Annotated in this window: 12 protein-coding genes and 5 pseudogenes; 9 read left to right on the top strand and 8 right to left on the bottom strand. The window is 37.9% G+C overall.

Features of this window, described 5'->3' with window-relative positions:
• Positions 1-178: 178 nt before the first annotated feature.
• From AA974_RS08275 to AA974_RS06825, 3 pseudogenes are all read right to left on the bottom strand, one after another.
• Positions 179-1,275: pseudogene (locus AA974_RS08275) on the bottom strand (restriction endonuclease subunit S).
• Positions 1,263-2,038: pseudogene (locus AA974_RS06830) on the bottom strand (CAAX protease). Before AA974_RS06830 ends, AA974_RS08275 begins: the two co-directional pseudogenes overlap by 13 nt.
• 86 nt (positions 2,039-2,124) lie before the next feature.
• Positions 2,125-4,589 (bottom strand): annotated as a pseudogene (locus AA974_RS06825) (type I restriction-modification system subunit M).
• A 69-nt stretch (positions 4,590-4,658) separates the two neighbouring features.
• Here AA974_RS06825 and AA974_RS06820 point away from each other — a divergent pair.
• Together AA974_RS06820 and AA974_RS06815 are read left to right on the top strand one after the other, a co-directional pair.
• Positions 4,659-7,627 (top strand): annotated as a pseudogene (locus AA974_RS06820) (type I restriction endonuclease subunit R).
• Positions 7,627-8,334 (top strand): M48 family metallopeptidase, encoded by a 708-nt coding sequence (locus tag AA974_RS06815; RefSeq protein ID WP_064433925.1) that lies wholly within the window; start codon positions 7,627-7,629, stop codon positions 8,332-8,334. Before AA974_RS06820 ends, AA974_RS06815 begins: the two are co-directional and overlap by 1 nt.
• Positions 8,335-8,423: 89 nt before the next feature.
• On the opposite strand, the gene AA974_RS06810 is transcribed toward AA974_RS06815, so the two are convergent.
• Positions 8,424-10,949: a TonB-dependent receptor family protein gene (locus tag AA974_RS06810; protein ID WP_064434089.1), complete on the bottom strand. Its 2,526-nt coding sequence runs from the start codon at positions 10,947-10,949 to the stop codon at positions 8,424-8,426.
• 324 nt (positions 10,950-11,273) lie between these two features.
• Complete coding sequence (rocF, locus tag AA974_RS06805) at positions 11,274-12,242, bottom strand: arginase (protein WP_064433924.1); 969 nt, start codon at positions 12,240-12,242, stop codon at positions 11,274-11,276.
• A gap of 203 nt (positions 12,243-12,445) precedes the next feature.
• Here rocF and AA974_RS06800 point away from each other — a divergent pair, with 203 nt between their 5' ends.
• Positions 12,446-13,561 (top strand): alanine dehydrogenase, encoded by a 1,116-nt coding sequence (locus AA974_RS06800; RefSeq protein ID WP_064433923.1) that lies wholly within the window; start codon positions 12,446-12,448, stop codon positions 13,559-13,561.
• Between the two features lie 147 nt (positions 13,562-13,708).
• A pseudogene (locus tag AA974_RS06795) lies at positions 13,709-15,452 on the top strand (DUF262 domain-containing protein).
• A 10-nt stretch (positions 15,453-15,462) separates the two neighbouring features.
• On the opposite strand, the gene AA974_RS06790 reads toward AA974_RS06795, so the two are convergent.
• Positions 15,463-16,191, bottom strand: a complete 729-nt coding sequence (locus AA974_RS06790) for an outer membrane protein (RefSeq protein WP_064433922.1) — start codon at positions 16,189-16,191, stop codon at positions 15,463-15,465.
• A 185-nt stretch (positions 16,192-16,376) separates the two neighbouring features.
• On the opposite strand from AA974_RS06790, the gene AA974_RS06785 reads away from it, so the two are divergent.
• From AA974_RS06785 to AA974_RS06765, 5 genes are read left to right on the top strand one after another with little or no spacing between them, the layout of a single operon-like run.
• Entirely contained in the window at positions 16,377-17,231 is an 855-nt protein-coding gene (locus tag AA974_RS06785) for an NAD(+)/NADH kinase (RefSeq protein WP_064434088.1), read from the top strand.
• A 12-nt stretch (positions 17,232-17,243) separates the two neighbouring features.
• A complete protein-coding gene (locus tag AA974_RS06780; RefSeq protein WP_064433921.1) occupies positions 17,244-18,818 on the top strand; it encodes a DNA repair protein RecN in 1,575 nt (524 codons plus the stop codon).
• Positions 18,815-20,122, top strand: coding sequence for an NFACT family protein (locus AA974_RS06775; RefSeq protein WP_064433920.1), 1,308 nt, complete (start codon positions 18,815-18,817; stop codon positions 20,120-20,122). Before AA974_RS06780 ends, AA974_RS06775 begins: the two co-directional genes overlap by 4 nt.
• 19 nt (positions 20,123-20,141) lie before the next feature.
• Positions 20,142-20,438, top strand: coding sequence for a hypothetical protein (locus AA974_RS06770; protein ID WP_064433919.1), 297 nt, complete (start codon positions 20,142-20,144; stop codon positions 20,436-20,438).
• A 29-nt stretch (positions 20,439-20,467) separates the two neighbouring features.
• On the top strand, positions 20,468-20,992 hold the full coding sequence (locus AA974_RS06765; protein ID WP_230380948.1) for a tetratricopeptide repeat protein: 525 nt from the start codon (positions 20,468-20,470) through the stop codon (positions 20,990-20,992).
• A 47-nt stretch (positions 20,993-21,039) separates the two neighbouring features.
• On the opposite strand, the gene AA974_RS06760 is transcribed toward AA974_RS06765, so the two are convergent.
• Complete coding sequence (locus AA974_RS06760) at positions 21,040-21,903, bottom strand: 3'-5' exonuclease (RefSeq protein ID WP_064433918.1); 864 nt, start codon at positions 21,901-21,903, stop codon at positions 21,040-21,042.
• On the bottom strand, positions 21,881-22,534 hold the full coding sequence (gene rpe, locus AA974_RS06755) for a ribulose-phosphate 3-epimerase (protein ID WP_064433917.1): 654 nt from the start codon (positions 22,532-22,534) through the stop codon (positions 21,881-21,883). Before rpe ends, AA974_RS06760 begins: the two co-directional genes overlap by 23 nt.
• Between the last annotated feature and the right edge of the window lie 3 nt (positions 22,535-22,537).

Genomic DNA, 22,537 nt, shown 5'->3' with positions numbered 1-22,537 from the left:
AGGGTTTATCATGGAAAAGAAAACATGATAAAAACTCTTGTATTATACATTAGAATCTCTTTTAAGGGGTTTAAAGCAGTCTTTTCTATAGAAAAGCAATGCATTAGCCAAAGTTCCCTTAAATTTAAAAGCTTAAGGGTTTCCTTGTGAGCGGGTTTGTTCTTGACTTTTGGGGTGCTTATTTTTCTAAAACCCTGATTTTAGCGTTCATTAAATCGTGGTTTAAAGCTTTTTTGATGTTTTCAAATTGGCGTTTTTTGTTTTTAAGGCTAGCGATCTCATTATCCAAATCGCTTAAAATGTTAGCGATAGCGATCTGTTCGTTTAGAGAGGGTAAAAGGATTTCAAAATCTTTTAAAGTTGCCATTACGATATAAGGGGTATTACCTTCATTTCTATTTGTTTGAATATGGGATTGCAAAAACATTGTTAAAAAATATTTTACAAATATAATATGTTCGCTAAAATTATCCAACACATAGGTTCTTTGATAGGCGTTAAATTTGCCCTTATAGTAATGCACATACCCTACATACGCACCATTTCCAGAAATTAAAATTGCTTCTGTGTCAAAAGCGTATTTATCTATAAAATAATATTCTTTTGCACATGTATAAAATCTATATTTTCCATAAGAAACCATTTCATTTGCATCTAATGAACCGGTTGTGATTTCGCATATATCCCCAAGCCTCACTCTTTGCCAAGCTTGATTGAAGCCTTTCAAGCGTTTTCTTTGGCTCAATAGTTCAAAGCTTAAAGCTTTTTTAACGCCCTCTTTTTTAAGAATGAGAGCGTCTAAAGCATCAAGATAACGATCCAAATCGCTTAAAATGTTAGCGATAGCGATCTGTTCGTTTAGAGAGGGTAAAAGGATTTCAAAATCTAAAATTTTATCTTTTGAAATACTATAAGGTGTAGCATTTCTATTTGAAATTTCATATAAATAATTTTGATTAACTTTCAAAAAATAATACAAGAAAATATTTTTTATAATATCTTTATTAGGGTATATACAAAAACAAACATCATTAGCCCAAAATTTATTTTTTGAAAATTGACATAACCAGCCGTTCCATATTGAGCGATAGTAATTGTATTTTCATATCTATTGAAGTTGTTTGTGTAACCCAAAAAGCCAACTCCACCTGAAACCACAGGGTATTTTCCAAATATATCTAATTCATTTTTTGTTATGCGAATACCCCTTTTAATTTCAGCAATATCCCCAAGCCTTATTTTTTGCCAATTTAAGGGTGTTGTTAATGCGTCCATGCGTTCTCCTGAATGGTCTTAAAAAAGATAGTGCGCTCTAATTTTAGGGTGTTATCAAAAGCGTTTTTAGGGTTAAAATCCAGCCTTAATAGCAAGATTTCAATGTTTTTAACTAGTGAACTTGTTTTGATTTTAGAAGGGTTGTTGTGGAATAAGTCATTCCTGGCTTTTTTTATCAAGCTGAAAGCCTTTAAAAAATGCTCCCAAGTGCCATAGGTTGGCAAAACATGTTCGTTGTATGTTTTGTAATCTGCAAATAAGGGTTTAAAATCGCTCCAATACATTTTGATAATGGTTTTTAAAGTGTTAAGAGTGAATAAATTTAAGATTTGAAAGCCATTGTATCCTTTTAAGCTTTCTAAATGGTGGGTTTTTTTAAGTATTCAATCTCATGGCTAAGCTTTTTAGACAAAAACCAATCGTCAATATCCTTGCTGCTGTGTTTTTGAGCCAAAATAACCGCTATTTTAGAACGCAAAGCCGTTTCAAAAAAATGTATCCATAAAAAAAGCATGTGGTGCGTTTTAGTCCGTTTGTTGTAAAAATGCATTAAAAAATCAAAAAGGTTATTGATCTCATTTTCTTTATTGGGGTATTTTTGTAATATAATACCTAATTCCTTACTAGCGCCTATGAGATAGTCATAGCGCAACACGCTAATAGATTTTTTTAATTGATCTAAACCCTTATTTTTGAAAGCAAGGGGGTTTTTTAGGGCTAGATGCTTTAAAATGCGATTAAAAACTTCATTTTCAAGTCCCATTAAATTTCCTGTGCTATAATCGCTTTCAGTTTGGAGGTCTCATAGCGAGGATACGCTAGTCAAAAGGCACTCCAAACTTTTTAATGTCAAACTACAACCCCCAAATCTTTCAAATGCTCTAAAACTTTTGATTCACTCTCTTTGACTTCTTTGTCTAATTCCAACAAGCTGTTAGAGTAGTTTGAAATGATTCCATTAAGGGCGCTAGTGAAAGCGTTGATGCGTTTTTGGATTTTGTTTTCTAGGGCGTTTTTCAAGCTGTTAAGCCATTTGTCTTTGATGATGAGATCTTTAATTTCATCTAATTTCAGGTTTTTATATTGGTGGAACGCTTTTAATTCCAGCTCCTCATGGGCTTTATTTTTCATTTTCAGCACCTTGTTTTTAGCTTCTAGCAATTCTAAAGCGGTTTTTAGGATTTTCTCATCTTCTGAATCGGTGGCGTTTTTTAGCTCTTTTTTCAAAACGCTTTCATTGATTTTCAATTCATAAAAAAGCCCTTCTTCGTTAGAATGCTCTTCTATAAATTCTTCATAATTGGCCTCTTTTTCATTAAGGGCGTTTTCTAATTCTTCTAATTCTTTGGCTTCTTTTTCAAAAAAGCGTTGTTTGATCAGGTTTTTAGGGATCAGATCGCTTTTATAATAGGTTTTTTGGATGACAAAATCCGGCTCTTCTAAATAGTTGGCTCTTTTGTTTTTGTCTTTTAGGGGGTTTAATTTCCTCAATTCTTTAGCGCTTATAAAATCATTGAATGAAAGAAGGAACCAATCGTCTTGCAAAACTTGATTGTAGTAATCTTTAAAGAGCTGATACACGCCGTATTTGTCTAAAATCTCTACCTTTTCAAATTCTTTTAAGACTTTTTGACAAACGCTCTCTATTAGGGTTTTTGGGTTAAAACCTGGCTTTAAATTGTCAAAAGTTGTCAATAAATCCAATCGGTCAAAAGCGTTTAAAACAGAAGTGTGGAAGGTTTGGTATTCTAATCTTTTTGTGATTAGATCTTTAAAGTTTTTGCATTCTGTTTGTAAAGCGTAATAACCCTCTTTATCGCTCTTTTTAAAAAGCGTGTTTTTAAGTTCTTTAAACACTTTAAAATAAGGGGCGAGGCTTTCAATTTCGTTTTTTGGCAAAAACTTGGCTTTGTGGCTGTTGATTAAAGCGAACAAGTCTTTTTCGGATTCTAATTTGGCGGCAATGTAGCGTGGGATATTCAAGTTATAGTCGTTAGCGCTGATTTCTTCTAGGCTTACCATTTTGGAATAATAAGGGATTTCTTTTAAAGCGTTAAAAGTGTCTATCATTTTTTGGACATCTTGCTCTCTCAAGCGGTTTTTATTGCCGTCTTTTTTAAAATCCTTGCTCGCATCTATCACAAAAACGCCCTTTCTGGTGTGCGCGTTTTCTTTGTCTAAAACAATCACGCATGCAGGAATGGAAGTGCCATAAAAAAGATTAGGGGCTAGGCCTATCACGCCTTTAATATAGCCTTTTGTTAAAAGATTTTTTCTGATTGCACTCTCAGCATTCCCCCTAAATAGCACCCCATGGGGTAAAATCACTGCCCCTTTGCCTGTGTCTTTTAAGGATTTGATGATATGGAGCAAAAAAGCAAAATCGCCGTTTTTTTTCAGGGGGCGTGCCGTCTTCAAAACGATTGAATCTATCATTAATGACTTGCTTGCTTTTAGGGTCTATGCTTAGCCCATCAGTCCAGTTTTTCAAGCTAAAGGGAGGGTTAGCCACGACATAATCAAAGGTTTTCAGCATGCCATTTTTAATAAAAAGGGGGTTAGAAAGGGTGCTAAAACCCCCTTTAGCAATATCAGCAGTAGCGTTATTGTGTAAAATCATATTCATTCTACAAAGGGCTGTTGTGGAAATGTCTTTTTCTTGACCATAGATACTTAAGCCCTTTTCGCTAGCCAAGCTAGAAGCTTTTAGTAATAACGAACCGCTCCCGCAAGTGGGGTCATAGATGCTTTTATCCGGTCTGGTGTTTCCATCAATGCTAAGCAAAAGGGATAATAAAAGCGAAACTTCGCTAGGGGTGTAAAACTGCCCTTTGGATTTACCGGATTCGCTAGCAAAATGGCGCATTAAATATTCGTAAGCGTCGCCCAATAAATCATCGTCTAAAGCCCCATGCGCGCCTAAACTCAAATCAGCAAAGATTTTAACCAGATTAGAAAGGGTGTCCATCATCGCTTTACCCTCTCCAAGCTTCGTGTTATCGTTAAAATCCACGCTGTCAATCACGCCTTTTAAGTCATTGCGCTCTGCAATTTCTGCGATGATTTTATTGAGCTTGTCGCCTATTTCTTTATCGCCCTCTAAAGCGAGAATGTCTTCATAAAAGCACCCTTGCGGCACTTCTATGGCGCTAGGAGTATGGTTTTTAGCGTCATTTCTGGCTTTATCGCTGATGTATTTTAAAAAAAAGCAGGTTCAAAACATAGTTTTTATACTCGCTCGCATCCATTCCGCCCCTTAAGCTATCCGCCCCAGCCCATAAAGAGCTATACAATTCGCTTTTTTTGATCGCCATTCTAATCGCCCTATTTTGTTTTTAGGATTATAATATAAAGCGATAAAAAGCGTTCTTAAGGGGTTTATGGTGAAAACAGAAAAAGAAGCTCAAAAACAAGTCATAGAAACTTTTAAAACCATGGGCTATGCGTATTTAGGGGATTTAATAAAGAGCGATAATGAAAACATTAATAAAGAAAGCTTGAAAGCATGGCTAGTTAAAAATCAAAAAATCAATAATGAAAGGTGGCATAAAATTGAGCATGAAATCAATAACGCTTTAAAAAACGACTTATACGAAGCGAATCAAAAATTTTACGGGCTTTTAATTTATGGCGTGAAAACGAAAATAAGCCAGAATGAACCAACCCAAACAAGTTGGCTCATTGATTGGAAAGATGTTTCTAAGAATGAATTTAGCGTGGCTGAAGAAGTGAGCGTTAAAGGGCCAAACATGAAACGGCCGGATGTGGTGCTTTATGTTAATGGGATCGCTTTAGGGGTGTTAGAATTAAAAAAATCCAGCGTGAGCGTAGAAAGCACTATCAGGCAAAATTTAGACAACCAAAAGAAAGAATTTATTGGAGATTTTTTTAAAACGATCCAATTGGTTATGGCGGGCAATGAAAGTCAAGGGCTAAAATACGGCGTCATAAAGACGGAAGAAAAATACTACCTTTCTTGGAAAGAAGAGGGCGTTCAAAAAAATTTGTTTGAGACGATTGGATGCTTTTTAAAAAAAGAAAGGTTTTTAGAATTTATCCATGATTTTTTGATTTTTGATAAAGGTCAAAAGAAATGCGCCAGGTTCCACCAGTATTTTGCGGTTAAAAAAACGCAAGAATTTATCCGCAGAAAAGAAGGGGGGATTATCTGGCACACGCAAGGCAGTGGCAAGAGCCTCACTATGGTGTGGCTGACTAAATGGATAAAAAGTAATACCAAAGAACCAAGGATTTTAATCGTTACAGACAGGAGGGAATTAGACGCTCAAATTCAAAGCGTGTTTGAGAGAACAGGCGAGAAAATGCATCGCACAGAAAGCAAGAAGGATTTATTGAGCGCATTGTTTGAAAATAAGAAATCTTTGGTTAGCTCGCTTGTGCATAAATTTGATGACAACGACTTAGAAGACTTAAAAAACAACCCGTTTTAAAAGAATGGATTGTTTTAGTGGATGAATGCCACAGAACCCAAAGCGGTAAATTGCACAACGCCATGAAAAGCCTGCTCCCTAATGCGATTTTTATAGCCTTTAGCGGCACGCCTTTGTTGAAACAAGATAAAAAGACAAGCCAGGAAGTGTTTGGGAATTATATCCATTGCTATAAATTCAATGAAGCCGTTAGCGATAAAGTGGTGTTAGATTTAACTTATGAAGCCAGGAGCGTGGATCAATATGTCAGTAACGATAAAAAGCTAAACGAATATTTTGAATTAAAAACCCAAAACTTGAATGATGCGGCCAAAGCAAAGCTTAAAAAGAAATGGGTTAATTTGCAAAAACTTTTTTCCACTAAAGACAGATTGGAACATATTGTGCAAGATATTGTGTTGGATATGGCAAAACTCCCAAGATTAAAGAATGGAAAGGGGAATGCCATGCTAGTGGCTGAAAGCGTGTATAACGCATGCCGGTATTTTGAACTCTTTTCAAAAACAGAATTAAAAGATAAGGTGGCTGTGATCACAAGCTATGAACCCAATATTGCCGATCTTAAATGCGGGAGCGATGAGAGCGAAGAGAGTTACAAATACCGCACTTATTGCGAAATGCTGCAAAAATTTTTTAATGAAAAAGATGAGAAAAATGCCCTTAATAAAACCAAAGAATTTGAAGAAGAAGTTAAAAGGCGTTTTATTAAAGAGCCTATTAGGATGAAGCTATTGATCGTGGTGGATAAGCTATTGACCGGTTTTGATGCGCCAAGCCTCACTTATTTATACATTGATAAGAAAATGCAAGATCATGGGTTTTTTCAAGCGGTGTGCAGGGTGAATAGGCTGGATGGTGGAGATAAGGATTTTGGCCACATCATAGACTATAGCGATTTGTTTGATAGCTTGCAAGAAGCGCACAGCGATTACACTAATGGGGCGTTTGAAAACTATGAAAGAGAAGACATTCAAGGGCTTATCTCTGACAAAACCCAAAAGATTAAGAAAAAATTAGAAGAAATTAGAGGGCAGTTAAGATCGCTTTGTGAAAGCGTGGAAGAGCCCAAAGATGAAACGGATTATATCGCTTATTTTTGTGGGAGCGATTTGGAAAAAAACGCTCAAAAAAGGCGGTTGTTTTACCAGCTTGTTGGCGCGTTTTTAAGGATGTTTGTGGAATTGAACAACTCAGAAAATCCCGTTTATTCTAAAGAAGAAATGCAAAAAATCAAACAAGAAGTGCAAGATTATAGGCATTTACAAAAGGTGATTGGCTTAAATAGTGGGGATAGCGTGGATTTAAAAAGCTATAGCGAATACATGCACTGGATCTTAGACGCTTACATTAAAGCCACGGATAGCAAGACGCTAATTAAAATGCAAGATCAAGGGCTGTGCGAAGTTTTAGCCCAAATGGATGTTAATGATTTTAATAAGGTGCTGTCTCAAGTGTTTAAAAACGAAAGCTCTATGGCAGAAAGCATCGCTAACAACACCAGAAAACGCATTATAGAAGAAGAAGCGAGCGATCCTAAATATTACGAAAATTTATCTTCGCTTTTAAACGATTTGATCAGCCAGTTTAGAGAAAAGAAATTAACCCATTTAGAATACTTGCAACAAATCCACGATTTAGCCAAACAAGTTATCCATAAAAAAGATAAAAATTACCCTGAAAAGATCAACACTGACGCTTTAAAAACCCTCTATGATAATTTAGATGGAAATGAAGCCTTAGCCCTAGAAATAGACGCATGCATAAGGGGTAATAAAAAAGCTGATTGGGTGGGGCATCTTATAAAAGAAAGAATCCTTAAAAACGCTTTAAAACAAATCATAAAAGGTGATTTGTTAGAAGAGATCTTTAATTTAGCCAAAAACACAGAGGAGTATTGTTAATGAAGGCTTATTGTTTGACTTTAAACGATACAGACATCGCTATAGAAAAAAAGGATATTAAGCATTTACATATTAGCGTTTGCCCGCCTGATGGCTCTGTGCATGTGTCTTGCCCCCTAGCTTTAAGCGATGAGGGTCTCAGGCTTTCTTTGATTAAAAGACTCCCTTGGATCAAAGAACAGCAACAAAATTTTTTAAACCAAAACAGACAAAGCCAAAGAGGGATGTTAGAAAGAGAAAGCCATTATCTTTTTGGGAAACGCTATCTGTTAAAGATGGAACACACCACGCAAAAACACTTCGTCCTTAAAAGCCCTAAATATTTAATCTTGCATGCTAGTCAAAAAACAAGCTTAAAAAACCGCTTAAAAGTGTTGGAAGACTATTACAGACAAGTCTTAAGAGAAAAAATACAAACCTACATCAACCAGTATGAAAAGATTTTAAACGAAAGCATACAAAGCTTTAAAATCCAAAAAATGAAACGGATATGGGGGAGTTGCAACATGGCTAAACGCACCTTGCTTTTTAATTTGGAACTGGCTAAAGCGCCTAGCGAGGGCATTGAATATGTGGTTGTGCATGAATTATTGCGTTTAAAAGCGCACCACCATAACGAATATTTTAGGGATTTATTGAGTTTGTATTTGCCCAATTGGCAAAGGGCTAAGGCCAGCCTCAAAGAGACTTATTTGGAGCGTTCTTAAATGAAGATTCCATCATCTCAATCAAATCGCTAAGTAGCTCATTTGAGCGGCTCACCATAGCACAACAATCCCCCTCCTTTTTAAAGCCTTTAGAAAGTGTAGTTCAAATACGCTGTAACCGATCTTCCAGGTGCAGGTTGCAAGCCTGCAGGGCTAGAGCCAATCCCTGTAAAATAATACTTCATGTTGAAGATGTTGTTGATTTGCAAACTTCCTGTAACTCTGTGTCTCCCGTTTTCCCAAAAAATTTGGCTCACTTGGATATTCCACACCCAATACCAAGGCAATAGCCCTTCATGTTGGGTCATACACCAAGCTTCGCATTGATAACCGCTATTGAGAACGCTTTCATAGTTGTTCCCCCCACTATAATATTGCATTCCGTAATAGCCTCCTGCTGCACTGTTGCTAATCCCGCTATAAGCACGGCTATAAAAATAGCTAGAAATACCAATGGTGGTTTTATGCCAATTGTAACGAGCGTCAAAAATGAACTGGAAAGGGCTTACAAAAGGGAAGTGCTTGTTATAGCTAGTCCCTTTTAGCACATCCCCGTTCAAGTCTGTTAAAGGGCCATGGCTGGTTACACGAGTGTCAATGTAGTTGAAAGCGGCATGGAATTGCAACCCTCTAATAGGTCTGTAATACAATTCCAGCTCCACGCCTTGAGAATAGCCGTTAATGGGGCGCACATTACCTTTCATAGGGCCGCTTGTATAGACTGAATACTGTCCGGTGGCAAAATCGCGCGCCCAAATCCTAAAATAGTCCGCATTGAAGCTAAATTTATCCTTATAGCTGTAGCGCGCTCCTGCTTCCACAGTGTCAAAGTGTTGGGTAAAATACTCCGCTCCTCCATAGCTCAAAACGTCTAATTGAGGCGGGACAAAAGAGCGTTGGTAGTTAAAGTAGGTAAGCACATTGTGATCGCCTTGCACAGGGATAAAGCCAATGTTGGTGGAGGGCATCCAATTGTTCATGTGCTTGATTTTTCTTAAATCCTTCTCAGGGATTTGTGCCCAGTTAGCCGCATTTTCGTTGTTGTATTGCACAAAAGCGTAGCGCAAACCAGGCACGATGAAAAAGCGCCCGTCCCAAGCTTCAATGCGATCGCTCAAATAAACTGCTGTGTAATTGTTACGCCAGTTATTCCAGTTTCTATAAACGCCATGCTTGATGTGGGGTTGCCAACCGCTCATCACATTAGGGCCCTCACACAAGAATCCTGCCCCCTCACCGCTCGTTTTGGTGGGGCATTCATTGGTGTTTAAGTATTGGCGTTGTAAAAAAGTGGTAGTCATGAAACGCAAGCCCATGATAAAGGTTTGCCTGACTTTCCCGGTATTGACGATCAAATTCACTTTAGGCTCAAAAGCGTTGTTGATGGAGCGCACAGGATTTTCTACTTCTGCCCAACCATTGTAGTTGGTGGCATAATAAGGCACAGCCAAGTTATACCCTGCCGGAAGTCCTGCCGCCCTGCATGCCGCTTCGCTAAAACAAGTAACCATGTTAGCACTGTTGTAACTAGAGCTCACTTGAAAGTCCCTAGTCATCAACTGCCCGTAGTAAGTGAAGCTAAAAGTCCCGCCCACTTTGTCTAAATCCCCGAAGCGGTTTTCATACACAGCCCCAAAGCGTTGGGAGCGTCCGCCTTTTTGGTTGATGGGGCGTAAATTAGCGAAGCGGTTTATTTTGTAATCTTGCTCGCTGAGTGATCCCGGTTGAGCGATAGCAAAATCGTAGTATTGGTAATAGGCTTTAATCCCATTGTTTTCATTGATGTCATAGACCCCATCTAGCCAATAGTTTGAAATATTAGAGGGGCTATTGTCCCTAAAGCCTTGTCCTCTAACCCAGTTAGCTTGCGCTTGGATACCCACATGCTTATTGATCATCCCTCCACTTCTCACATAAGTGTTATAGAGAAGGTTATTGCCTAAAGACTTTATAAAAGAAGGATCGCCGGTTTTATCAGGGGGAGCGGCAAACCCGGCGTTTCTAGCCTTAGCCCAATAAGTGATCCTTTCAGCCGCTTGGTTTTCCCATTGGTTAGGGATAGGTTTAGTGATGATATTGACAATACCCCCATAAGTGTTAGGCCCGTATTGCACGCTACCCCCGCCTTTAATCACATCAATGCGATCAATGGCTTGGAAGGTAACAGGGAAAATGTCTAGCTCAATGTGAGAGTAGGGAGCCATATAAACAGGAATACCATTAACCAACATAAGCGTCGCATCGCTATGCCCTGAACCCCCTGCTCCAAAGCCACGGATTTGGATAGTAGGCATAGCCCCTACACCTGTCGCATTCCTAATTTGCAGACCTGGGACATTCTGTAAAGCTTCTTCAATGCTTTGGTTAGCTTGTTGGGTGAGTGCTTTATTAGAGATCACCGTGCGGCTTCCTGTGTATTTTTTCACTTCTTCATCCTGCCAACTCTTAGGTGCGGTAATCCCGCTATAACCCAAATTGACCTGCCCAGAATAATCAGATTTATCCTTTTTACCGGCAGTAGAAACCTTGCCCAAAGTGTAGTCTTTTTCCTTAGCGAACAAAGACTCTTGGCAAATCAAACTGGCCGTTAAAGCCAACACAACTTTTTTATGCAAGAAAAACTCCTTATGTTTTGAGAGATTAAAAAATAATTTAAACTTTTTGAGTAAAATCACACTAGTAACGAACGCAATTAAGTAATAAAAACAAAAAAAAATTAACAACGCATGAGATTCTATCATAAAATTCTTAAAATTTTATTAATCGCATGAAAATCTTTTTTTTTTTTTTGATTGTGTCGATTTTGCTCAATCTCTAGTAAAAATCCCCGTTTTTGACGCGCAATAAACTTGCATGCGTTCTTAAAACACACAAGACATTCTTTGACGCTAAAAGGGGTTTTATTTTTCAACTTTTTATCGTTTTGTTTAAAAAAGCGATCAGGGACTCATTATAAAAGATGGCTTCTTGTCTTTAATTTTGCAGCTATTGATGATGAGATCTAAGATCTCTAAAACCTGCTTTTCTTCTTCGTTGGTGTGTTTTGTGCTCACCGTGGGGTTGTATTCGGTTACCTCAACCGCTCCCAATCTGTCTTGAAAGCTTTCTAAAAGCAAGCCCAGTAATCGCTTCAACTCATTAAAACTCAGCCTGTTATTTTCACGCACGCCGGTAGAAGTGAAAAGCTTGCCGTCCATAATGTCTAAATCCAAGCTGAGGTAAATAATACCCACCGCTTTTAATAATTCTTTGGTTTTTTGAACCACTTCTTGCATGTTTTCTCTTATCGCATCCACGCTAAATAAAGGGATTTGTAATTCCTTAATCACATCTCTTTCACTCTGTTCGGTGCTTCTTACCCCAAAATACACCAAACATTTAGGATCAATTTCTAACCCTCCCTTTTCTAACCCCAAAGAGCAAAGCTTTTGCCATGCCTTTTCTTCGCTCTCGCTCATGCGATTAAACCCGCTATGGACACGATTTAAAACCATGCCTAAAGGCATGCCGTGGATATGCTTTGAATCGCTGTCATAAGCCGTATGAATATCCGCATGCGCATCTAAATACAAAATCCCTATTTTTTTGTCCTTATGAACGCTCCTAAAGGCTTGGAAAATCCCAAACATGTTCGCATGCTCTGAACTTAAGATCAAAGGAAATTCTTTTTTCTCAAACACTTCTCGCATGCAAGGGATCAAATTTTCTTTACAAAAAAGGTAGTAATCTTCAAAATTCTTAGCGTATCTAAACTCTTTATCAAGCACGCATTGCTCTTGAATGATCGTTTGCATGCCTTTAATCAAATCGCCATGCGTTGCACTTAAAACTTCTCTCAAACGCCTAACCCCTTTATCGGTGCCTCTTTTTGAGGCTCCTAATTCCGCTTCCAATCCTACTAAAATCATTTTATCACTCCTTGAAATCCCCACTCGTATCTCCCATTCTAAACCAAAATTAACAACCAATTATTAATAAGCAAATGGATAATAAATAGAACAATTTCATTGTGTAAAAGAGTAAAACCATTCAAGTTTTTGACCGAAAAGCACTCAAATAGTCTTATTGAGCGAATATAATCATAATTGACACTACTATTTAAAGGATTAACATGACGATTGGGCTAGTCAAAGAAAGCATGGATTTAGAATCACGAGTGGCTTTGGTGCCTGATGATGTGGTGCTAATCATTCAAAAGGGCGTGGAGGTTTTAGTGGAAAATCATGCCGGCGCTAATAGCGGTTATAGTAACGAAGCGTATGAGAGCGTGGGGGCTAAAATCGTGGATTCTAAAACAGCGTGGGGGCAGGATTTGGTGGTCAAATGCAAAGAGCCTTTAGAGCATGAATACCCTTTGTTAAAAGAAAAAGCTACTCTATTTAGTTATTTGGATTTAGCGTATCAAAAAAGCTTGTGCGAAATGTTTATAGATAAAAAAATCACTTCCATTTGCACTGAAACCATTGCCGGGCCTAAAAACGACTACCCTATTTTAGCGCCTATGAGCGTGGTGGCTGGGAGGTTAGCCGCGCATTTAATCCAGCATTATTTACTGGCTTTAGAGCATGTTAAGGGGTTTATGGGTAAGGGGGTCATGCTAGGGGGTTTATCCGGGACGCAAAGGGCTAAAATTGTCGTAGTTGGGGGCGGTGTGGTTGGCATGGAGAGCGCGAAAGTCTTAAGCCAAATGGGGGCTAAAGTAACGATTTTGGAATTAGACTACGCTAAATTGCAAAACCACCCCTATTATCATCTGTATGATTTAGAAGTTTTAAGCGTGAATGAAGCCAATATCATTCAGGCTTTAAGCGGGGCGGTGGGGCTAGTGGGAGCGGTGCTAGTTACAGCGAGCCAAACCCCTAAAGTGATTTTAAGAAGGCATTTAAAACGCATGCAAAAACAAGGGGTAGTGATAGATGTGGCTTGCGATTTAGGGGGGTGCATAGAGACCATACACCAGACAAGCCATTCTAATCCGGTGTATGTGGAAGAGGATTTGTTGCATTATGGCGTGCCTAACATGCCAGGGATTGTCGCTAAAACAAGCTCTGTAGCTTATAGCCATGCGAGCGCGCCGTATTTGTTGTATTATTTAGAGCATGGCTTGAAGGGCTTTTTAAAAGCCAACACTAAAATCGTGGCAAACACCCTTGGAGGCTTGAGCGCTCATAACGGCTATATCACCCAAGAAGGCATCGCTAAAACTTTCAATCTGGCGTTCAAATAGCCTTTGGAAATTTTAAAGGAGCTTTAAAAACAGGTTGTAAAAAAGAGCATGGCAATCAACCATGCGTCTTAATGTGTGGAAATATTTCAAAAAAAAAAAAACACTTTTTAATGTTATAATCCATCTTAAACAATACAAGGGGTTTTTATGGCAGATGAAAGTATTAAAGGCGAAGCTTGTAAATTAAAAGATATTTTAGTTACAGAACTTGATTCTTATTACCAAATCCCGATTTACCAACGCCCTTACCAATGGACAGAAAAAAACTGCGAAAAGCTTTTAGACGATTTGTTTTCTAGCTATGAACTTTATAACGAAAGCGATTATTTTTGCGGCTCATTAGTCTTAATCGCAATTGGCACAGATTCCAAAACCAAGGCTAAAACCTATGATATTGTAGATGGCCAGCAACGCTTAAGCACTTTCATTCTGCTTGCAAAAGTTTTAGCCACCCTTTATGATAAAGATTTAAACAAAATTAGCAGAGATTTTTTAGAAAAGAGTTTGGGCGATACTGATGAAGAAAAAAGAGATCGATTGAATTTTAACGCTATGGCGTTTAATTCTAAAAAAGATTTTAAAGACGCCTTAACTTCTTTCAATGATGCTCCTAAAAGCAACGATAAGAATAATTACCTAAAAAATGCGATTTGTTTAAAAAACTATCTCAGAAACAAAGAGATTGGAGACATTAACGATTTCATTAAATGGCTGTATTTTAAGATCGTATTTGTCAAAACCACTTGCTCCAATATAAGCATGGCGTTAAGGATTTTTAGTGTTTTAAACGCTAGGGGTTTGCCCTTGCATGCGATAGATGTTTTTAAGGTGGAGTTGCAAAAAAAAACTCTTTATAGAAAAGGATCAAGAATAGTTTGCGTCTTGTTGGAATGCCTTGTGCAAAAAAATGCAAAGAGAATGAGTCAAAATTTCCAAAGAGAAAAGAGAACAAGCGAGAGAAAAACGCCGCAGAAATATTATTCAGCTGGTATTTAACCTATCTCAATCCGGTAACTAGTGGGAAAAGCATGGAAGAAAGACTTGCCGATCAGTTTGAAAAACTTGATAAAACCCCATTCGAATACCTTGAGAATGTAGAAGCTTTTTACAACGCTTATTGTAAAGTGTTAGAAATGCAAGATTGGCACGCTCATTTGCTTTCTTATCTAGCCTCTGATTTTTGGCGCGTTATTTTGTGCACTAGCATATTGCACCATTATAGCGATCAAGACATAGAGGCTTTAAAAAAATTGTTAGTCAAGTTTTATTACCAAAATTGGGTTGTAGAGCAAAAAGAACCTAAAAAACAAATTAATTGCAATATCATTAAAGCCCTAAAAGAGGAGCAAAGTGTAGAGAGCATCGCTTCTATTGTGAAAAAATATTTAGATGACAATAAGATAACACAACACTTTAGGGAAAAACTAGAAGATGACCATTTGTATGAAAAACACACAAAGGCTTCAAAAAATTCATGGCTCAGACCCGTTCTCATTTTAGTGGAATATTCCATAAGCGATGATCCTAGACCTAAACGCATTCAAGTGAACAATTTTCATATTGAACACATTTTACCTCAAAAGCCTAATTCTTCAAGCCAATGGGTTAAAGACTTTAGCGAAGAAGAAAGAGAGTTATACACGCATTCTTTAGCCAACCTCACGCTTTTAGGAGGCAAGAAAAACGCTCAAGCTTCAAATTTGGATTTCAAAGAGAAAAAAGAAATCTATATGGGAAACCTGTCACGCTAGGCAATAAGACAATTTTTAGTGTGATGACTTGCTATAATATGACTAAAGATGTGTGCTGCTACACAGAATGGACGCCCAAAAGCTTAGAAAAAAGAAAAAAAGAGCTGATTGACATCATTGAGAGCGTGCTTAAGCTCTAGGGATGCACCCCTAGAAAGTGAAAACATAATTCACATACCATGAATACACACGCCTAAACCCTATATCCAAATTTTTTGCAGTGATATAGGGGTTTTTCTTCAGCATGGGGAATTTCACGCCCGCTTCAATGCTAGAATGCTTTAAGATCCTTAAGCGAGCCCCCACATTGAATAAAAATTGGAAAGAAGTGGCTTTTTTGCTCACAAGGGCTTGCTCCACTAAAATGCCCTCAAAGCTCGGCGTCGCCATAAGCCATGAATTGCCGGCTAATTGCACCCCACCAAAAGCCCCCAAACTCATGATGCCATTATTGATGACATTAACCATCACATCTACAGCCCCCCCGTAAGTGAGCATGTTTGGCTCAAAGGTTTTAGGATCGGCAATGTTTGTTAAACGATTGATTTCTTGTTTCCCAAGAATTTGACCCGCTATTTGCGCTGCTTCGCTGTTATAGTTAGGGTTTTTAAGCCTAATAGAATTGGCATGGGCGTAGTCAAAAAACCCATAAAGGCGCAAGCCAAAGTGTTTTTCAAAGAAAAATTGATACCCTAAAAGTGCATCAAAGCCCTTGATAGTAGCGTTAGTGGCTTGTTTTTGAGAATTAATATCCGCATGCATTTGGGCTTGCCCTTGCAAATAACCCGCCCCTATAAACACGCCATTGCCATCCATAGCTAATAGTGCATTTATAGAAACAATCCAAGCTAACAACGATTGAGAAAAAAATTTTTTCATGTGTGATTCCTTAACATAATGCTTACATTCTCAAAAAGAATACCCAAAAAACCATTAAAAACGATTAAAGAATGAAACATTAATAAAAATAAAAACTTTTCATGGATTTTACATCAGATGATAAAAAAGCGGCTAAAACCCCCTTTTTTAAAATTTTGTTTCAAGCTTTAAGCTACAATATACGCATGAAAGATTCACATCAAACTATCGGCGTGTTTGTGCGGCCCACCCATTATCAAAACCCTCTTTTTGAAAAGCTAGAGCAAGCTAAAGAATGGGTTTTAAAGCTTTTAGAAGATGAGGGGTTTGAAAGCTTTATGATTGATAGCGTTGATGGGGTAAAAGACGAACGATTGATAGAAAAAGCTTATGCGTTTTTATGTTTGGGGGGCGATGGCACGATTTTAGGGGCTTTAAGAATGACGCATTCTTACAATAAGCCATGTTTTGGGGTTAGAATAGGGAATTTAGGGTTTTTGAGCGCGGTTGAATTGAATGGTTTGAAAGATTTTTTACAAGATCTCAAGTACAACACAATCAAATTAGAAGAGCATTTGGCTTTAGAGGGCCGTATCGGGAAAACCTCTTTTTATGCGATCAATGAAATTGTGATCGCTAAAAAAAAAGCTTTAGGGGTTTTAGACATTCAAGCTTATGCGGGTCATACGCCCTTTAACACCTATAAAGGCGATGGGCTTATCATTGCCACGCCCCTAGGCTCGACCGCTTATAATTTGAGCGCTCATGGGCCGATTGTGCATGCTTTAAGCCAGAGCTATATTTTAACGCCCTTGTGCGATTTTTCTTTAACGCAACGCCCCCTAGTGTTAGGAGCGGAATTTTGCTTGAATTTTTGCACTCATGAAGACGCTCTTGTAGTTATTGACGGGCAAGCCACCTATGATTTAAAAGCCAACCAACCCCTATACATTCAAAAAAGCCCCACGACCACCAAACTCTTACAAAAAAATTCAAGGGATTATTTTAAAGTGCTTAAAGAAAAGCTATTATGGGGGGAAAGCCCTAGCAAAAAAAGATAAAAGGGTAAAAACATGCGAGATTTTCATAACGCTCAAATCACACGCTTAAAAGTGCGTCAAAACGCTGTTTTTGAAAAGCTGGATTTGGAGTTTAAAGACGGCTTGAGCGCGATTAGTGGGGCTAGCGGGGTGGGAAAAAGCGTTCTTATTGCGAGCCTTTTAGGGGCGTTTGGGCTTAAAGAGAGCAACGCTTTAAACATTGAAGTGGAATTGATTGCGCCTTTTTTAGACACTGAAGAATACGGCATTTTTAGAGAAGATGAACATGAGCCCTTAGTCATCAGCGTGATTAAAAAAGAAAAAACGCGCTATTTTTTAAACCAAACAAGCCTGTCTAAAAACACGCTCAAAGCGTTATTAAAAGGTTTGATTAAACGCTTATCTAACGATAGATTCAGCCAGAATGAACTCAATGACATTTTAATGCTTTCCTTACTGGATGGCTATATCCAAAGCAAAAACAAGGCGTTTAGCCCCCTTTTAGGCACGCTTGAAGAAAAATTCACCCGATTAGAGGAACTAGAAAAAGAAAGGCGATTATTAGAGGATAAAAAGCGTTTCCAAAAGGATTTAGAAGAGCGTTTGAATTTTGAAAAAATGAAATTAGAGAGACTGGATTTAAAAGAAGATGAATACGAACGCCTTTTAGAGCAAAAAAAATTGCTTTCTAGTAAGGAAAAATTGAACGATAAAATCGCTCTGGCGTTAGATGCGCTAGAAAATACCCATAAAATCACGCATGCTTTAGAGAGCGCGGGCCATAGCGCTGAATTTTTAAAAAGCGCTTTATTAGAAGCGAGCGCCCTATTAGAAAAAGAGCAGGCTAAATTAGAAGAGTGCGAGAGTTTGGATATTGAAAAAGTGCTAGAAAGGCTTGGCATGTTAAGCGGGATCATTAAGGATTACGGGAGTATTATGCATGCTAAAGAACGATTAGGGCTTGTTAAAAACGAATTGCATAATCTCAAAGAAATTGACAATCATTGCGAAATTTACCACAAAGAAATAGAGCGATTAAAAACCGAATGCTTGAAATTGTGTGATCAAATAAGCGGCTTTAGAAAAGAGTATTTAGCCGGTTTTAACGCTCTTTTAAGCGCTAAAGCGAAAGATTTGCTCCTAAAAAGCCCTAGTTTGGTTTTAGAAGAAGCCCCCATGAGCGAAAAAGGCGCTCAAAAACTCGTTTTGAATTTACAAAATTCCCAATTAGAAACCTTAAGCTCTGGAGAATACAGCCGTTTGAGGTTGGCGTTCATGCTTTTAGAAATGGAGTTTTTAAAGGATTTTAAAGGCGTGTTGGTGTTAGATGAAATGGATTCTAATTTGAGCGGTGAAGAGAGTTTAGCGGTTTCTAAAGCCCTTGAAACCTTGAGCAGCCATTCGCAAATCTTTGCCATTTCGCACCAAGTCCATATCCCAGCGCTCGCTAAAAACCATATTTTAGTCTTCAAAGAAAACCACAAAAGCCTTGCAAAAACCCTTAATAACGAAGAAAGGGTTTTAGAAATCGCGCGCATGATAGGGGGGAGCGAGAATATAGAGAGTGCGATCTCTTTCGCTAAGGAAAAATTAAAGGCGCAAGAATGAAATTTTTTCTTTTAAAGAAATTCAGCGAATTTTTAAACGCTCAAACGCATTTTAATCTCAAACGCTTGAATGCGTCTCTTTTTTTATTAGAGACTTTTTCTAAAGAAAAACACGCCTTTGTTTTAGATTTGAACACGCCTTATATCGGTTTGTCAAAAAAACCCCCAGAGAGCGTTTTAAAAAACACCCTAGCGTTAGATTTTTGTTTGAATAAATTCACTAAAAACGCTAAAATTTTACAAGCAAGCATCATTGATAACGATCGGATTTTAGAAATCACAAGCGCTAAAGATTTAGCTTATAAGAGTGAAAATTTTATTTTGCGTTTAGAAATGATCCCTAAAAAAGCCAACATCATGATTTTAGATAAAGAAAGATGCGTGATAGAAGCCTTTCGTTTTAATGACAGGGTCGCTAAAAACGATATTTTAGGGGCATTGCCTCCTAATATATACGAGCATCAAGAAGAGGATTTGGATTTTAAGGGATTGTTAGACATTTTAGAAAAGGATTTTTTATCCTATCAGCATAAAGAATTAGAACACAAAAAAAATCAAATCATCAAGCGGTTAAATACCCAAAAAGAACGCTTGAAAGAAAAATTAGAAAAACTAGAAGATCCTAAAAATTTACAGTTGGAAGCGAAAAAATTGCAAACTCAAGCCCAGCTATTACTCACTTACCAGCATTTAATCAACAGGCATGAAAGTTGCGTGGTTTTAAAGGATTTTGAAGATAAAGAATGCGCAATTGAAATTGATAAGAGCATGCCCTTAAACGCTTTTATTAATAAAAAATTCACTCTCAGCAAAAAAAAGAAACAAAAATCGCAATTTTTGTATTTAGAAGAAGAGAATCTAAAAGAAAAAATCGCCTTTAAAGAAAATCAAATGAACTATGTTAAAGGAGCGGGAGAGGAAAGCGTTTTGGAAATGTTTATGCCGGTAAAAAATTCTAAAATCAAACGCCCGATGAGCGGGTATGAAGTGCTGTATTATAAGGATTTTAAAATTGGCTTAGGGAAAAACCAAAAAGAGAATATCAAACTCTTGCAAGACGCAAGAGCGAATGATTTATGGATGCATGTAAGAGGCATTCCTGGATCGCATTTGATCGTTTTTTGCCAAAAGAATACGCCCAAAGATGAGGTCATTATGGAATTAGCCAAAATGTTGATTAAAATGCAAAAAGATGTGTTTAATAGTTACGAAATTGACTACACGCAGCGAAGATTTGTCAAAATCATCAAAGGAGCTAATGTCATTTACTCAAAATACCGAACTGTTAGTCTAAAGGACACTTAAACATTCTAAGGAGGTTAGCATGGGTGTTTCAGCTTTAGGCAATGTAACTTATATCAACCAAAACGCTCCTTTAAATTCTGCTATCCAACAGGGTGCAAGAAGTGATATGCTGGATTTAGCACAAAGCTTTCAAAGCAAGCTTGAATTAGCCCAAGAAACAAGGGCGTTAGAAAACATGCAAGCTATTAGCGATAAAGACCCTAAAGAAGGCTCTAAAAACCGCTACCCAAACAGCCAAAGGACTAAGGCGTTTGGCTTGGAAGAAGAAGAAATTGAATTGTGGCATGAAGAGCATTTGTTGGATATTGTGGGGTAGGGTATCGCAAAATAACCCTCTATTCTTTTATGAATTTTTGCCATGTTAGGGAGCGGTTTTTAGGGTTTTATGTTTGGGGGTTAATGGCAGAGCAAGACCCTAAAGGGCTTATGTTTTCAGGTATAACGATTTGCACGGATAAAAATTCCACTAGAGCCAAGAAATATTTTGAAAAAGCTTGCGGATTGAACGATAGCGACGGTTGTGTAATTTTAGGGGATATTTATCATAATGGTGGAAGCGTAACAAAAAATTTTAAAAAAGCTTTAAAATACTACTCTAAATCTTGTGAATTAAACAATGCCCAAGGGTGTTCTAAATTAGGAGGGGCTTATTTTTTTGGTCAAGGCGTAACAAAAGATCTTAAAAAAGCTTTTGAATATTTCTCTAAAGGTTGTAAATTAAACGATGCTAAAGGGTGTTACGCATTAGCAGCACTTTATAATGAAGCTAAAGGCGTAGCAAAAGATGAAAAACAAATGACAGAAAGTCTTAAAAAGGCTTGCGAATTAGGGTTAAAAGAAGCATGCGGCATTCTCAAAGAACAAAAATGATGGAATAAAATTTTATCCCTAATCAAACCCAATTAAACAATTTTCGTTTAACTGGTTGCTTTTATGATGTTTAACAAGCCCTTTGTCCTCTCAAAAAGAGAAAATGGCGGTGGAGTCTCTTGGTATCTGGCCCTTGGGGGTCTTTTGATTAAGGTGTTAGTGCATTGGGAAAAATCAATCAAATCCATCGTCGTTTTGATGTAACTAGGCAAGTTTAATAGGCATATTTCAAAGAGCTTATAGCTCGCTAAAGCGTCCGCATAGGCTCTATGGCTGACTTCTATGCCAAACCCTAAAAACTCTTTTAAAAAGCTCAAAGAATAACGCATGGATAAAATGGCTCGTTTGGATAAATCCAAAGTGCAAAGCTTTAAATTCAATAAGGGGCAATGCAATTTTTCTATAAAATAACGCCCTAAAAAGTTGTAATCAAAATTAGCATTATGGGCTACAAACACGCTATTGCCTAAAAAAAGCCGCAATTCTTGCAAAGCTTCATGCACACTTGGGGCGTTTAGAGTGTCTTCATAAGCGATGCCTGTAAGCTCAGCGATATAATCAGGCACGCTTTTGACTTTCACAAGGGTTTCAAAACGATTGATGATTTCCCCCCCCATCACTTGCACGGCTCCGATTTCTAAAATCTCATGTTTTAGGGGGCAAGAGCCGGTGGTCTCTAAATCAACAAAGGAAAAAACCTCATCTTTAAGGGGGGTTTTAAGGTTTTTGAGCGTGATTAAATTTTCGCTCGTTTCTATGAAATTAAGCCCGCACGCTTTTAAATATTCCAAATTGATTTCATCATAAATAAGGCGAGAGAGCGATTTTTCTAGCATGCCTAAGCTTAAATCCTGGTGCTTTAAGCGAGCGATTAGGGCTTGAATATCTTTATGCAAGAGGCTGTCTGACATTCTGTAAGCCTTCAATAGCCAGCTTACGATCTTTAGATTTAAAAATATAACTCCCTGAAACCACAACATCCACGCCCGCTTGTTGGAGTTCAAAGATATTTTGATCATTCACGCCCCCATCCACTTCTAAAAGACAGCCAGGGTTGTAGTGCTTAATCAATTCTTTAACTTTCAAGCATTTTTCTAGCACAAGATCTAAAAATTTCTGACCGCCAAAGCCCGGATTCACGCTCATTAAAAGCACCAGCCCCACGCTTTCTAGCAAGTATTTAATGCTTTCTTCATGCGTGTGGGGGTTGAGAACAACACCTGGCGTGATGCCTGCATTTTTAATGAGTTGCAACACCCTGTGGGGGTGCTTTTCATTTTCTGCATGAATGCTAATGATTTGCGGGTTTAAAGGAGCGAATAATCCCACAAAAAAGCTCGCATTTTCTACCATTAAATGCACATCTAAAGGCACTTTGCTCATTTGAGTAACATTCTCTAAAACCATAGGCCCCATGGTTAAATTAGGCACATAATGCCCATCCATCACATCCACATGCAAAAAATCAGCGTTACTCACGCTACCTATCTCTTTGGCTAAATGCATAAAATCAGCACTCAAAAGGCTCGGAGCTACTTTCAAAAT

Source organism: Helicobacter pylori, from assembly GCF_001653475.1.
Lineage (GTDB): Bacteria > Campylobacterota > Campylobacteria > Campylobacterales > Helicobacteraceae > Helicobacter > Helicobacter pylori_CM.
This window is presented reverse-complemented; position numbering and strand designations above follow the sequence as displayed.